The 13,485-nt window shown below is 71.3% G+C and carries 12 protein-coding genes; 7 read left to right on the top strand and 5 right to left on the bottom strand.

The window, feature by feature from the left end; genetic code table 11:
- Window positions 1-62 precede the first annotated feature (62 nt).
- Entirely contained in the window at window positions 63-1,343 is a 1,281-nt protein-coding gene (locus AB0N02_RS05710; protein ID WP_363943104.1) for a DivIVA domain-containing protein, read from the bottom strand.
- Window positions 1,344-1,542: 199 nt separating this feature from the next.
- Window positions 1,543-1,965, bottom strand: coding sequence for a methylmalonyl-CoA epimerase (mce, locus tag AB0N02_RS05715; protein ID WP_363943434.1), 423 nt, complete (start codon window positions 1,963-1,965; stop codon window positions 1,543-1,545).
- Between the two features lie 84 nt (window positions 1,966-2,049).
- Between mce and AB0N02_RS05720 the strand changes: the two genes are divergently transcribed.
- Both AB0N02_RS05720 and meaB read left to right on the top strand, forming a co-directional pair.
- On the top strand, window positions 2,050-3,237 hold the full coding sequence (locus tag AB0N02_RS05720; protein WP_363943106.1) for an acetyl-CoA C-acetyltransferase: 1,188 nt from the start codon (window positions 2,050-2,052) through the stop codon (window positions 3,235-3,237).
- Complete coding sequence (gene meaB / locus AB0N02_RS05725) at window positions 3,234-4,229, top strand: methylmalonyl Co-A mutase-associated GTPase MeaB (RefSeq protein ID WP_363943108.1); 996 nt, start codon at window positions 3,234-3,236, stop codon at window positions 4,227-4,229. Before AB0N02_RS05720 ends, meaB begins: the two co-directional genes overlap by 4 nt.
- A 46-nt stretch (window positions 4,230-4,275) precedes the next feature.
- On the opposite strand, the gene AB0N02_RS05730 is transcribed toward meaB, so the two are convergent.
- Window positions 4,276-4,950 carry a DUF4230 domain-containing protein gene (locus tag AB0N02_RS05730; protein WP_363943110.1) on the bottom strand — a complete coding sequence of 225 codons (675 nt, stop codon included), beginning with the start codon at window positions 4,948-4,950 and terminating at the stop codon, window positions 4,276-4,278.
- A gap of 55 nt (window positions 4,951-5,005) precedes the next feature.
- Window positions 5,006-6,601 carry a hypothetical protein gene (locus tag AB0N02_RS05735; protein WP_363943112.1) on the bottom strand — a complete coding sequence of 532 codons (1,596 nt, stop codon included), beginning with the start codon at window positions 6,599-6,601 and terminating at the stop codon, window positions 5,006-5,008.
- 304 nt (window positions 6,602-6,905) lie between these two features.
- On the opposite strand from AB0N02_RS05735, the gene AB0N02_RS05740 reads away from it, so the two are divergent.
- The 5 genes from AB0N02_RS05740 to AB0N02_RS05760 all read left to right on the top strand — a co-directional run bounded on the left by AB0N02_RS05740 (window position 6,906) and on the right by AB0N02_RS05760 (window position 12,591).
- Complete coding sequence (locus AB0N02_RS05740) at window positions 6,906-7,439, top strand: MarR family transcriptional regulator (protein ID WP_363943114.1); 534 nt, start codon at window positions 6,906-6,908, stop codon at window positions 7,437-7,439.
- A 125-nt stretch (window positions 7,440-7,564) separates the two neighbouring features.
- A complete protein-coding gene (locus AB0N02_RS05745; protein ID WP_363943115.1) occupies window positions 7,565-9,232 on the top strand; it encodes a methylmalonyl-CoA mutase family protein in 1,668 nt (555 codons plus the stop codon).
- A 152-nt stretch (window positions 9,233-9,384) separates the two neighbouring features.
- On the top strand, window positions 9,385-10,314 hold the full coding sequence (locus AB0N02_RS05750) for a tetratricopeptide repeat protein (protein WP_363943117.1): 930 nt from the start codon (window positions 9,385-9,387) through the stop codon (window positions 10,312-10,314).
- Between the two features lie 153 nt (window positions 10,315-10,467).
- Window positions 10,468-11,097 carry a cytidylate kinase-like family protein gene (locus AB0N02_RS05755; protein WP_363943119.1) on the top strand — a complete coding sequence of 210 codons (630 nt, stop codon included), beginning with the start codon at window positions 10,468-10,470 and terminating at the stop codon, window positions 11,095-11,097.
- An 81-nt stretch (window positions 11,098-11,178) separates the two neighbouring features.
- Complete coding sequence (locus AB0N02_RS05760) at window positions 11,179-12,591, top strand: NAD-dependent malic enzyme (RefSeq protein WP_363943121.1); 1,413 nt, start codon at window positions 11,179-11,181, stop codon at window positions 12,589-12,591.
- Between the two features lie 75 nt (window positions 12,592-12,666).
- Here AB0N02_RS05760 and AB0N02_RS05765 read toward each other — a convergent pair whose 3' ends face one another.
- Window positions 12,667-13,446, bottom strand: coding sequence for a hypothetical protein (locus tag AB0N02_RS05765; protein ID WP_363943123.1), 780 nt, complete (start codon window positions 13,444-13,446; stop codon window positions 12,667-12,669).
- Window positions 13,447-13,485: the final 39 nt, after the last annotated feature.

Consider the following 13,485-nt stretch of genomic DNA (forward strand, 5'->3'; position numbering starts at 1 on the left):
TGGCGACCATCAAGGTCGCCAGGCTCTCCCGTAGCCGTCGACAACGCCCCGTGAAGCGATGCCTACTCCTGCCACCACTCCGCGTCGTCGTCCTTGGAGGCCGCCTTCGCGGCGGCCGTGACCGGCTTCTCGGCGCCGTTGGGGGCGGGGATCGCCGGCTTCGGCGGGGCCGCGGTGATCGCGGGCTCCGGGTCCGCCGACGGGAGCGGCGCGCCACCGAGCAGCTGACGCAGCTGCGCCAGGTGGCTGGTGATGCTGTCGCGCTGGCGGGTCAGCTCGTCGACCTGGCGCTGGGCCACCGAGCGGCTCCGCTCGGCCTCGGACTTGGCCTCGGAGACGATCGACTCGGCGCTCGCCTTGGCGTCGGCCACGAGCTGGTCGGCGTTCTTGCGCGCGTTGGCGAGCAGCTGCTTGGCGTGGGTGTCGGCCTCGCGGCGGGTCTGCTCGGCCTGCTGGGTCGCCTTGGTCGCGCGCTGTTCGGCGGTGGCCGCGCGCTGCTCGGCCTCGGAGACCAGCTTCTGGGTGTTGGCCTGCGCGGTCGCGTGGCGCTCGGCCTCCTGGCGCTCGGCCTCCTCACGGCGGGAGGCGAGCTGGATCTCGAACTCGGCCTCGTCCTGGGCGCGCTTGGCCTCGGACTCCTCAAGGACCCGCTGGGCCTGGGCCCGCATCTCGTCGGCCTGACGCTTGGCCGTGGTGAGGATCTCGTCGCGCTCACGCTTGGTCGAGGCGCGCAGCTGGGCGACCTCGCGCTCGGTGGTCGTGCGCAGCTTGGCGATCTCGCGCTCGGCGTCGGCGCGCTTCTCGGCCACCTCGTGGTCGGCGGTGGCGCGCAGCTTGGCGACCTCGCGCTCGGTGGTCGCGGTCAGCTCGTCGGACTCGCGGCGGGCGGTCGAGCGGATCTCGTCGGCCTCCCGCTCGGCGGTGGTGCGCATGTCGTCGGCCTCGCGGGTGGCGAGGGCGCGCTTCTCGGCCGCCTCGTTCTCGGCCGCGGCGCGCAGGTCGGCCGCGTCGACCTTGGAGGCCGCCTTGATCTCGTTCGCCTCTGAGCGGGCGGCCTGGACGAGCTCGGTCGCCTGCTCCTCGGCGAGGCGGAGCAGCTGCTCGATCCGCGCTCCGAGGCCGGAGTAGGTCGGACGCTCCTGCTCCTGCAACTGGCGCTGGGAGTCGGACAGCTCCCTTTGCAGACCCTGAAGTTGCTCCCTGGTCTGACGCAGCTCGTTGTCGACCTGCTTGAGGTGATCGTGGACCTGGTGCCGGTCATAGCCACGGAGCACCACGTCGAATTCCCGGGCGGGGGCGTCCTCGAAGAAATTGTTGAGCTGGGCGTCGATATCGGACTGCATGGAGGCTCGATCCTGGGTTGTCGAGACGGCTACACGGGCCGGACGGGGGACTTCGGACATCCGTGACGGGAGCCGTGGCGGGATCCACACGTCCGGTGGTAGGCCAGCGTACTCTGGAGTTGCCGAGTTGTCGGTCTCCTCTGGCTTTCTGCGTGACTTGTTACGTATGAACGTTTCTTACATTTGACATGGCACGCCTTTAGTGCTTTGGCGCCTGTACGAGTTCGGTGAGCATTCCTCCGACGTCCTTGGGGTGCAGGAAAGCGATTGACGACCCCATCGTGCCGTGCCGGGGCTTCTCGTCGAGCAGCCTGATCCCTCTGTCACCGATCTCCCGCATCGCCTCCGCCACGTCCGGGACGCCGAACGCAACATGATGCACTCCCTCTCCGCGCTTGGCCAGGAATTTGCCGACCGGTGTGTCGGGGCCGAGCGGTTCGAGGAGCTGGATGTAGGAGCCGCCGCCGTTTCCGTCAGCTATGTGCAGCATCGCCTCCTTGACGCCCTGCTCCTCGTTCACCTCGCGTGCCACCACCGTGAGGTCGAAGGTCCGCTCGAAGAGCGCGATCTTCTCCTCCAGGTCGTGGCAGGCGATTCCCACATGATCGATCCGCATGAACATGTGACCAACCTCCATGGCGCTTGCTTGGGTACCCATGGGTATGGTGGCAAAGTCGTCGCACGCCCCGCCAGGGAGGCCCCTGCTATGTCTGGTTCCGTCATTGTCGCCGGAGCTCGCACCCCCATCGGGCGGCTGCTCGGCTCACTGTCCGGCCTGTCGGCCGTGGAGCTCGGCGGCATCGCCATCAAGGCCGCGCTGGAGCGTTCAGGCGTCGCTCCCGAGGCCGTGCAGTACGTGATCATGGGACAGGTCCTCCAGGCCGGAGCGGGGCAGATCCCCGCACGCCAGGCGGCGGTCAAGGCCGGGATCCCGATGACCGTCCCCTCGCTGACGATCAACAAGGTCTGCCTGTCGGGGCTCGACGCCATCGCCCTGGCCGACCAGCTCATCAGGGCCGGCGAGTTCGACGTCGTGGTCGCGGGCGGCATGGAGTCCATGTCGAACGCCCCGCACCTGCTCCCCGGCCTGCGCAGAGGGGTGAAGTACGGCGACGCGGGCATCGTGGACTCGATGGCGTTCGACGGTCTCACCGACGCCTACGACCAGGTGTCCATGGGCGAGTCCACCGAGCGGCACAACGCGCGCCTCGGCCTGACCCGTGAGGAGCAGGACGCCTTCTCGGCCCGCTCCCACGAGCTCGCCGCCGCCGCGATCAAGAACGGTGTCCTCGACGACGAGATCGTCCCGGTCACGATCCCGCAGCGCAAGGGAGACCCGGTCGTCTTCGCCGCCGACGAGGGCGTGCGGGCCGACACCACGGTCGAGACGCTCGGGCGGCTGCGTCCCGCCTTCAGCAAGGACGGCACCATCACCGCCGGATCGGCCTCGCAGATCTCCGACGGCGCCTGCGCGGTGGTCGTGATGTCCAAGGCCAAGGCCGAGGAGCTGGGCCTTGAGTGGCTGGCCGAGATCGGCGCGCACGGCAACGTGGCGGGCCCGGACAACTCGCTCCAGTCCCAGCCGGCCAACGCCGTCAAGCATGCCCTGGGCAAGCAGGGCCTGTCCGCCGGCGACCTCGACCTGCTGGAGATCAACGAGGCCTTCGCCCAGGTCGTCCTGCAGTCGGCCAAGGAACTCGGCGTCCCGCTCGACAAGATCAACGTCAACGGCGGCGGCATCGCCGTCGGCCACCCGATCGGCGCCTCCGGCGCCCGCATCGTCCTGACCCTCGCCCACGAGCTCAGGCGCCGCGGCGGCGGGCTCGGCGCCGCGGGACTGTGCGGCGGCGGCGGCCAGGGCGACGCCCTGATCATCCGGGTGCCCTCGGCGTGACGGTGAACGACTCCGGGGCGGCCGTCCGGGACGGGCGCCCCCTTCCCGTCGAGGTCCCCGACCTGGTCGCGCGGGCGCGGGCCGGGCAGCCCCGCGCCGTGGCCCGGCTGATCTCCCTGGTGGAGAACGGCTCGCCCCAGCTCCGGGAGATCATGGCCGAGCTCTGCGCGGCCCGGCCGGACCGGGCCCGGATCATCGGGCTCACCGGCTCTCCGGGAGTGGGCAAGTCCACCTCCACCGGGATGCTGGTCCAGGCGTTCCGCAAGCGGGGCAGACGGGTCGGCGTGCTCGCCGTGGACCCGTCCTCGCCGTTCACCGGCGGCGCGCTGCTCGGTGACCGGGTGCGGATGCAGGACCACGCGACCGACCCCGAGGTCTTCATCAGGTCGATGGCCAGCCGCGGTCACCTGGGCGGCCTGTCCTGGGCCACCCCCCAGGCGCTGCGCGTGCTGGAGGCCGCCGGGTGCGAGGTCATCCTCATCGAGACCGTCGGGGTCGGCCAGGCCGAGGTGGACATCGCCTCGCTGGCCGACACCACCATCGTGCTGCTCGCGCCGGGCATGGGTGACGGGGTCCAGGCGGCCAAGGCGGGCATCCTGGAGATCGCGGACGTGTTCGTGGTCAACAAGGCCGACCGTGACGGCGCCCAGGCGGCAGTCCGGGAGCTCCGCAACATGATCGCCCTGGTCGAGCGGGCGTGGAAGCCGCCGATCGTGCAGACCGTCGCCTACCGGGGCGAGGGGGCGGAGGACGTGGTCGACGCCCTCGACGCCCATCTGGCCTACCTGGAGAAGTCGGGCGAGCTGGCCCGCAGGCGCCGTGTCAGGGCACGTGACGAGATCGAGGCGATCGCGCTGACGGCCCTCCGTGCCCGCTTCGCCCACCTGCACGGTGACCGGCGGCTCGACGCCCTCGCCACCCGTGTGCTGGAGGACGGCCTCGACCCCTACCGGGCCGCCGACGAACTGCTGGCGGCCGTCGGCGACCGCTGAGCGGTCACCGGGTGGCCGCCGGACGCGCGTCCGGCGGCCCCGGACGTCAGGGCTGGTCGGCGAACTTCACGGTGACCTTCTCGAAGCCCAGGCCGTTCAGCATGCCCTGGAGCATGACCTTGGTGTTCTGGTCGGCCCGGGCGAGCAGGTCACTGGCCCGCGCCGCCTCGGAGATCTTCTTCTCGGCCAGCACGTAGAGCTCCTGCTGGTCGTTGGGGGAGGAGGACAGGAAGTCCTGGACCCGGTCGAAGAGGCCGCGCTGCTGGGCGTAGACGTAGGAACGTTTGTTGTCGAGGTTGGGCTTTTCGAGCTGGGCGCGGGGAAGCCTCACCGTGACCTCCTTGCGGTCGGGGGAAACGGTCAGCGCGCCCGTGGTGAGACCGCCGAAGTCGACGTAGGCGTCCACGCCGCCCGCGCCGACGAAGAGGGTCCGGCTGCCCTTGATGGCGTCGGGCAGGAAGGCGGCGTCCTTCTCCAGGTCCACGACGACCTGGAAGTTGCCGGTGGCCGCCTCGAAACGGCTGAGGTCGTGGATGGACTCCAGCAGCACGGGCTGGCTGCGGTCGACCGTGGTCTCGCCGAACGGGTTCAGCCACGACCAGGCGAGACGGGCGCCCACGACGAGAAGGACCACGACGACGAGCAGTCCGGCGAGCAGGCGCCAGCCTCTCCGGCGAGGCGCGGGCGCCGCCTCGGGCGGCGCTTCCAGGGGGGCGTTCACAGCCGTTTCCTTCCCTCAGGGGCCGCGTTCTCACGCCGAGCCTATGCCGATCTTGTCAGCCCCGCCGGTGCGCTTCCTCGGTCGTTCTCCGGGCCGTTTCCCCCCTCGTCCTCCCGGCCGGTTCCCCGGCTGGAGGACCGTCCGGCGACCACGTCCGCGCCGCCCGCCCGTGGTGTCCCGGCGGCCGGCCCAGCCCCGCCTGCGGTGCCTGTGGTGCCTGCCCTGCCTGCCCTGCCTGTGGTGCCTGCGGTGCCTGGACGAACGGCCCCGGCAGGCCGTTCTGGTAGGCCCGGTCGTTCCGGGAGATCTGATCGTCCTGGTAGGCCCGGTCGTCCTGGCCCGCCTGCGTCGCCTGGTCCGCCTGCGTCGCCTGTCCCGTCCGCGTCGCCTGGGCGAACTGTCCCGGCTGCGGGGTCTGCGCGGCCTGGCCGCCGAAGTGGCCGCCCTGCAGCCTGCATCCCACGAAGTCGGCGTAGTGCAGCCGCAGCCACTCGCGCCGCTGGGTCTCGGTGAGGCCGGAGAACCACGCCGCGGCGTACTGGTGCTCGGGAAGCGGCCCGCTGGGCAGCGGCTTGCCGCGCAGCCACGCGACCACGATGTCGCGGTACCCCCCGGCCGGGGTGCCGTCGCACTCCTGGGCCAGCCCCTCGACGAACTCGTCCGCCGCCTCGTCGGCGAACCCGTTGGACAGGTCGTCCACGTGGATCGGGATCGCGCCGTCGGGAAGGGTGTCGCCGTCGCTGCGGGGGCGCTGTTCGAGCCGGGAGAACTCGCCGGGCGTGCCCGCCAGGCGTGATGCGATCTTGACGAACTCGGAGCCGAGCTCGGGCAGGCCGGTGCGCATCCCCGGGTGCACGCAGACCGTGATCGGCCACTCCTGGCAGCTGTAGACCACCCGCTGGGCGGCGATCGTCGGCGGCTCGGTGAGCAGCCTGGCCATTCCGGTGCCGGCGGCCAGCACCGCCAGCAACGACCCGGCCAGCACCAGCGCCTGGCGCGTCACCAGCGCGGCCCAGCCGAGCAGGAGCGCGGTGCTGACGCCCAGCAGCCAGAGCGTCTGGTCGGTGAAGGCCGTGGAGCTCAGCCCCTGGAACACGTCGTACGGCTCCCGCGTGGCCGGAGCGAGCTGGTCGGCCCAGGTCTTCCCCTGGGCCAGCCAGGTGAACAGCCCGTAGCAGCCGAGCGCGGCGAGCACCGGGGTGATCGTCCACGGCAGCTGCCAGCCGGTCACCCACCCGATCGTGACGTACAGCGCCAGGCCCGCGACCCCCATGACCAGGCCGCTGGGCAGCAGCCGTCCCACCTGCTCGGTGAGCATGGTCCTGACCGCCAGGACCAGGACCGTGGCGGTGAAGGAGCCGACGACCGCCACGAGGATGGCCAGCGGCGCGCGCATCGCCTGCCACGTGGTCAGCGACCGCCGTCCCGTTCCACGCCGCCTGCGCACCGCGACCCAGGCGGCGAACGCGGCGGCCACCGGTCCGGTGAGCCGCAGCGAGCCGATCAGCGCGACGACGATGTTCTCCCACGCGCTGACGCCGGGAATGAGGACGCTCCACGCCGCGACCACGCCGAGCACGAGCAGGACGGCGACCGCCACCAACGCGCTCTGCTGGAGTTCCTCGCGTGAAACGCCCCTGTGCTCACGCACCGCCGTGCGCGGAACGGGTCCACGCACCGCCGGTCGGGCACGAACAGGTGTCCAAGGGCATACGGCGTCCGAACGCCGTCAAGTTGTCGTTCATCAAGCACCCCCCAGTGCTGTGAATGTGCGGTGGCCGGTCCCCTCGGCAACCGGTCCGGCCCACGTCCCCCGTGGCCGGACTGAGCGCACGCGGCCACTTGGCCGCGCCCTCACCATTCGATGTGGGAACCATAACCGAGCGTGACGTTTGGTGCCGGGCTTCTTGGTGAAGCCGTCAATCCAGTTACTCTACGTATAAGGGCGAACCGGGATGAGGTCGCGCTACCGTAGCCCTGTGGCTACAGGTCAGCTGAATTTGCCGTTCGACCCCATCGAGCGCGCCGCGGAGACGTGGCGCGTTCACTTCGGACAGTCCTCGGCCATGGCCGCCGTCACGTCGATCATGAGAGCGCACCAGATCCTGCTCTCGCAACTGGACACGCTTCTTAAACCGTATGACTTGACCTTCGCCCGCTACGAGGCGCTGGTCCTGCTCACGTTCAGCAAGTCGGGGGCGCTGCCGCTGTCCAGGATCGGCGAGCGCCTGATGGTGCACCCCACGAGTGTGACGAACACCGTCGACCGGCTGGAACGCGCGGGCCTGGTCCGCCGCATGCGCAACCCCCGTGACGGCCGCGGCGTGCTGGCGGAGATCACCGACCGGGGGCGGACCATCGTCGGCGAGGCCACGGAGGACCTCATGGGAGCCGGGTTCGCCATGACCATGTACGGCGAGGCGGAGCTGGAGCAGATGTTCGGTCTGCTCAGGACCATCCGGGTGGCCGCCGGGGACTTCGAAGGCTGACCGCCCTCCCGGCCGTTCCCTCGGGGAGTTGTGGCCAAAAATTAGTAGGACGTCCTAGTATCTTTGTTGGGCCACAAGCCGTGCGAGAAGCCGAGCCGTACAAGGGCCGTACAAGGGAGTGGGCTATGGACGCCGAGGAGATCGAGGCGGGAAGGGCGCGCTGGCAGGCGCGCTTCGACAAGGCACCCAAGCGTGATTCGGAGTTCCGGACGCTCTCCGGTCTCGACGTGGCGCCTGTCTACGGGCCGACCGGCGACGACCCGCGTTTCGAGCGGATCGGCTGGCCGGGGGAGTACCCCTTCACCCGGGGACTGCACGCCACCGGTTACCGGGGCAAGGCGTGGACCATCCGGCAGTTCGCCGGGTTCGGCAACGCCCGGCAGACCAACGAGCGCTACAAGATGATCCTCGGCGCGGGCGGCGGAGGCCTGAGCGTGGCCTTCGACATGCCGACGCTGATGGGGCGCGACTCCGACGATCCGCGTTCGCTCGGCGAGGTCGGGCACTGCGGGGTGGCGATCGACTCCGCGCTGGACATGGACCTGCTCTTCGACGGCATCCCGCTCGGGGACATCACCACCTCGATGACGATCAGTGGCCCGGCCGTGCCGATCTTCTGCATGTACATCGTCGCGGCCGAGCGTCAGGGGGTGCCGGTCGGCAGGCTCAACGGGACGCTCCAGACCGACATCTTCAAGGAGTACATCGCGCAGAAGGAGTGGCTGTTCGCCCCCGAGCCGCACCTGCGGCTCATCGGTGACCTGATGGAGTTCTGCGCCGCCGACATCCCGGCGTACAAGCCGCTCAGCGTGTCCGGCTACCACATCCGCGAGGCCGGGGCGACGGCCGCGCAGGAGCTGGCCTTCACCCTGGCCGACGGGTTCGGCTACGTGGAGCTCGGCCTCTCCCGGGGGCTGGACGTCGACGTCTTCGCGCCCGGCCTGTCCTTCTTCTTCGACGCGCACATCGACTTCTTCGAGGAGATCGCCAAGTTCAGGGCCGCCAGGCGGATCTGGGCGCGGTGGCTGCGCGACGTCTACGGCGCCAAGACGGACAAGGCCCAGTGGCTGCGCTTCCACACCCAGACGGCGGGCGTCTCGCTGACGGCGCAGCAGCCGTACAACAACGTGGTGCGGACGGCCGTCGAGGCGCTCGCGGCGGTGCTCGGCGGCACCAACTCGCTGCACACCAACGCCCTGGACGAGGTCCTGGCGCTGCCCTCGGAGAAGGCCGCGGAGATCGCGCTGCGCACCCAGCAGGTGATCATGGAGGAGACCGAGGTCGTCAACGTGGCCGACCCGCTCGGCGGATCCTGGTACGTGGAGGCGCTGACCGACCGGATCGAGGCCGAGGCCGAGGCGATCTTCTCGAAGATCCGCGAGATGGGGGCGGACGGGTCGATGACCTCGGGCATCCTGCGCGGCATCGAGGACGGCTGGTTCATGTCCGAGATCGCCGAGGCCGCCTTCGACTACCAGCGCAAGCTGGAGAAGGGGGAGAAGCGGATCGTCGGGGTGAACTGCCACCCGTCCTCCATCGACGAGCCGCTGGAGATCCTCAGGGTCAGCCACGAGGTCGAGCGCGAGCAGAACCGCGTCCTCGCCGAGCGCAGGGCGGCCCGCGACACGCAGGCCGTGGACACCGCGCTGACCGCGATGGTCCAGGTCGCCAGGGGCGAGGGCAACCTGATCCCGTCCATGCTCGACGCGGTCCGCGCCGAGGCCACCCTCGGCGAGATCTGCGACGCGCTGCGCGGCGTGTGGGGCGTCTACACGGAGCCCGCCCGCTTCTGACCTCCGCGCCTCCACTGCGCCTCCACTGTGCCTCCACTGTGCCTCCGCCGCGCCTTCGGTGCCCCGTCCGGTGCCGTGGCCGGGATCTCCCGGCCACGGGGCTCGGCGGGAGCCGCGTCGGGGCAGCGGCCGGGATGCGGCAGGATTGGAGTATGAGCCCAGCGGACTTCAAACGAGCAGGATCGCTCTACGGTGCCATCGATCTCGGCGCGCGCAAGCAGGCGCTAGAGGCGCAGGCGCGCCGGGAGGCCACCGCCCAGGAGACCGGCGGCGTCCCGGCGCCGGTCGTCGACGTGGACGACGCCAACTTCGCCACGGAGGTCGTCGAACGCTCCATGAACAGCCTCGTGCTGCTGGAGCTCACGGTGACCCGGGCCGAGCAGGCGAGGGGATACAGCCTGCTGCTGGAGAAGCTGGCCGCGGAGAACGCGGGCCGGTGGACCCTCGCCAGGGTGGACGTCGAGGTCAACCCGCAGATCGCGCAGGCGCTCCGGGTGCAGAACGTGCCCGCCCTCTACGCCATCTTCCAGGGTCAGCCGGTGGCCGTCGTGCCCGGCATCGCCACGGAGGCGCAGCTGCGCGACTGGCTGTCGCAGCTCATGGAGGCCCTGGCGCAGTACCTCCCCCCGCCATCCGAGGGCGCCGCCGAGGAGCAGCCCGCCGAGCCCCCGGCCGACCCCGACCTGCTCGCCGCCGAGCAGGCCATCGACGACGGTGACCTCGACGCCGCGACGGCCGCCTACGAACGGCTGCTGGCCCGCTCCCCGAACGACCCGGACGCCAAGCTGGGCCTGGCCGGGCTCGGCCTGATCCGGCGCACCCAGGACGTCGACCCCGCCGAGGTGCAGAGCCGCCTGGCCGACCCCGCCGACCTCGACGCCCAGCTCCTGGCCGCCGACTTCGAAATGCTCTCCGGCGACGTGGACGCGGCCTTCGACCGGCTCATCGGGGTGGTGCGGCGGACCTCGGGCGATGACCGCGACCGGATCAGGGTGCACCTGCTCGGCCTGTTCGACACGCTTCCCGCCGAGGACCCGTCCCTGGGCAGGGCCCGCAGGAACCTGGCCAGCGCGCTGTTCTGAGAGGTCTTCCGTCCCCGGCCCCGGGACCCCTCCTCACCGGGGCACGGAAAACTCTCTCCGAGGTCGCGGAAAGCCTGTCCTGGAGGGGCGGGAAGCCCGGAAAGCCCGATTTTTCGGGCGTGAGCGCCCCCGGTTTCCGGGCATGAACAAGCTATGCGGGTCGTGACCATCTCCGCGACGTACGGCACCGCCGGCAGCGTGATCGGACCGGCGGTCGCCGGGCGCCTCGGAGTGCCCTTTCTCGACCGCGCGATCCCCAGCGCGGTGGCCGCCGAGCTCGGCTGCAGCCTGGAGGACGCGCTCGTCCACGACGACCGGGCCGAGCACGGCCTCGGCTGGCTGCTGGCCGGTGCCATGAGGCTGCCCACGGCCACCTTCGGCGGCCTGGACCTGTATCTCCCGGGATCGGTGTCGCTGCCCCCCGAGGACTTCGTCGCCCACACCGAGCTGGTGATCAGGCAGGTCGCCCGGGGGCAGGGCGGGGTGATCCTCGGACGGGCGGGCGCGGTGGTCCTGGCCGACCACCCCGGCGCGCTGCACGTGCGCCTCGACGCCCCGCTGCGCCGCCGGGTGATCCAGACGGCGACCCTGACCGGCGTGACCGAGCGCCAGGCGCGCAAGCTCGTCGAGGAGAACGACAGGGCGCGGGCCGCCTACGTCCGCCACTTCTACCGGGTCGACCCCGCCTGCCCGACCGTCTACCACCTTGTCCTGGACAGTACGACCATCCCCGTCGACGCGTGCGTGGAGCTGATTGTGGCCGCATCGACAGCCCTGAGCTGACCCACCTCGGCGCGGACACCCGTCCGGTGATGGCACGATGGAGGGGCCCCAACCAAGTCAGTCGCAAAGGAGCGGATGACTGTGGCCACCGTGCCAAGCGTGTCCTACTCCATCACCGTGCGCCTTGAGGTGCCCGCCGGCGGCAAGGCCGTCAGCCAGCTCACCCACGCCGTAGAGTCCGCCGGAGGTGTGGTCACGGCCCTCGACGTGACCACGGCAGGGCACGAGACCCTGCGCATCGACGTCACCTGCGCCGCGCGTGACACCGACCATGCCCAGGCGATCGTCGACAAACTGGACGTCGTAGAGGGCGTCGTCATCCACAAGGTCTCCGACCGGACCTTCCTCATGCATCTCGGTGGCAAGATCGAGATGAAGTCGAAGGTGCCGCTGCGCAACCGAGACGAGCTCTCGATGGCCTACACGCCCGGTGTCGCCCGGGTCTCCATGGCCATCGCGCGCAACCCCGAGGACGCCCGGCGGCTGACCATCAAGCGCAACAGCGTCGCCGTGGTCACCGACGGCTCGGCCGTGCTCGGCCTGGGCAACATCGGCCCGGCCGCCGCGCTTCCCGTCATGGAGGGCAAGGCCGCCCTCTTCAAGCGCTTCGCCGACATCGACGCCTGGCCGATCTGCCTGGACACCCAGGACGTCGACGAGATCGTGCGGACCGTCCAGGTCATGGCCCCCGGCTTCGGCGGCATCAACCTGGAGGACATCTCGGCGCCGCGCTGTTTCGAGGTGGAGCGGCGGCTGCGCGAGCTGCTGGACATCCCGGTCTTCCACGACGACCAGCACGGCACCGCGATCTGCGTGCTCGCCGCGCTCACCAACGCGCTGCGCGTGGTGGGCAAGGAGCTGAGCGAGGTCCGCATCACCCTCGCCGGGGCAGGGGCGGCCGGTACGGCCGTGCTGCGCCTGCTGCTCGCGGCCGGCGCCCACAACGTGATCGTCTGCGACTACCTGGGCGCGGTGCACGGCGGACGTGACGACCTGGACGACTCGCTCCGGTGGATCGCCGACCACACCAACGCCGAGGGCTACTCGGGAGACCTGCGCGGCGCGGTCAAGGGCGCCGACGTGTTCATCGGGGTCTCCGCCCCCGGCATCCTCAACGGCGACGACATCGCCACGATGGCCGACGGCGCGGTGGTCTTCGCCCTGGCCAACCCGGAGCCCGAGGTCTCGCCCGACGACGCCCGCGAGCACGCGGCCGTGGTCGCCACGGGCCGCTCCGACTACCCGAACCAGATCAACAACGTGCTCGCCTTCCCCGGTGTCTTCCGCGGCCTGCTCGACGCCCAGGCCAGCGTGGTCACCCAGGAGATGCTGCTGGCCGCGGCCAGGGCGCTGGCCTCCGTGGTCACCGACGAGGAGCTCGGCCCCAACTACATCATCCCCAGCGTGTTCCACGCCGACGTGTCGGGCGCCGTCGCGGCGGCCGTGCGCGAGTCGGCGGGCGGCCGGGCGCGCACCGGCATGACCGAGGCGTAGTCCGGCGCGGCCGGAGCGGAAGTGACACGACCAGGGCGCCGGGCCCGGCCACGGGACCCGGCGCCCTGGTCGTGTTCAGATCTTCAGGCCGGGATAGCGGCGGGGGCCGTACGGCGAGCGGTCCGGGTTGACCGGCTCCCTCGGGAGACGGCGGGGCCAGATCGCGCCGAACCAGATCAGGCCGCCGGCGAGCGCCACCACTCCCGCCGTGAGGGCCCAGCCGGGGAGACCGGTGGACGATCCCGTGACGGCGGACGCCTCGGCGCCCGTTCCCGGGGAGCCGGCGGCGTCCGTCCCGGCTGCGTCCGTCCCGGTTGCGCCCGTCTTCCGGGGGCCGGGAGAGCTCCGGGGGGTGGGAGGCGGTCTCCGGGAACCGGGCCTCCGGGAACCGGACGGGGAGGGACGGGAGTCCTCGGGGGACTCTCCGGGGCGGGCCGCCGTACCGTCCGGGGACGATCGCCCGCCCGCGCGTGCCGGGAGGCCTCCGGCGTTCGCGGGACGGGAGCGCCGCCGGCGGCACGGGGAGTCGACGGTTCGCTCGACGGTGCTCTGACCGTCGACCTTCACCGAGATGCGGGCCGTGCGGCCGGGTTCGACGCGGACGGCCACGGTCCGGCCGCCCTCCGAGCCGATCGTGCCCTCCCGTACGGCCCGGCCGTCGCGATAGACGCCGTACGCCGCCCCCCGGTCGAGCCCGTTCCTGGCCGACAGCCTGACCGTGGCCCTGCCCGCCGGGCAGGAGACGGGCGAGACGGTGACGTCCACCCGGGCCGGGGAGACGGTGCCCGCGACGGCCAGGAAGGCCAGGGCGAAGAACGCCGCGGGTGTCATCGCCAGCCGGCCAAGCTGTCTCATTTATCCCCCGATTAGCGACCTATATCCGTAGAGTGCCCG

Origin of the sequence: Streptosporangium sp. NPDC051022, assembly GCF_040683035.1 — a bacterium.
Lineage (GTDB): Bacteria > Actinomycetota > Actinomycetes > Streptosporangiales > Streptosporangiaceae > Streptosporangium.

What these genes read in the sequence shown, in the direction of transcription:
- mce (WP_363943434.1), bottom strand. Translation starts at nt 1,965, where the DNA reads ATGTTCATGCGGATCGATCATGTGGGAATCGCCTGCCACGACCTGGAG.
- AB0N02_RS05750 (WP_363943117.1), top strand. Translation starts at nt 9,385, where the DNA reads ATGAGCCCAGCGGACTTCAAACGAGCAGGATCGCTCTACGGTGCCATC.
- AB0N02_RS05755 (WP_363943119.1), top strand. Translation starts at nt 10,468, where the DNA reads ATGCGGGTCGTGACCATCTCCGCGACGTACGGCACCGCCGGCAGCGTG.
- AB0N02_RS05740 (WP_363943114.1), top strand. Translation starts at nt 6,906, where the DNA reads ATGAGGTCGCGCTACCGTAGCCCTGTGGCTACAGGTCAGCTGAATTTG.
- AB0N02_RS05720 (WP_363943106.1), top strand. Translation starts at nt 2,050, where the DNA reads ATGTCTGGTTCCGTCATTGTCGCCGGAGCTCGCACCCCCATCGGGCGG.
- AB0N02_RS05710 (WP_363943104.1), bottom strand. Translation starts at nt 1,343, where the DNA reads ATGCAGTCCGATATCGACGCCCAGCTCAACAATTTCTTCGAGGACGCC.
- AB0N02_RS05765 (WP_363943123.1), bottom strand. Translation starts at nt 13,446, where the DNA reads ATGAGACAGCTTGGCCGGCTGGCGATGACACCCGCGGCGTTCTTCGCC.
- AB0N02_RS05745 (WP_363943115.1), top strand. Translation starts at nt 7,565, where the DNA reads ATGGACGCCGAGGAGATCGAGGCGGGAAGGGCGCGCTGGCAGGCGCGC.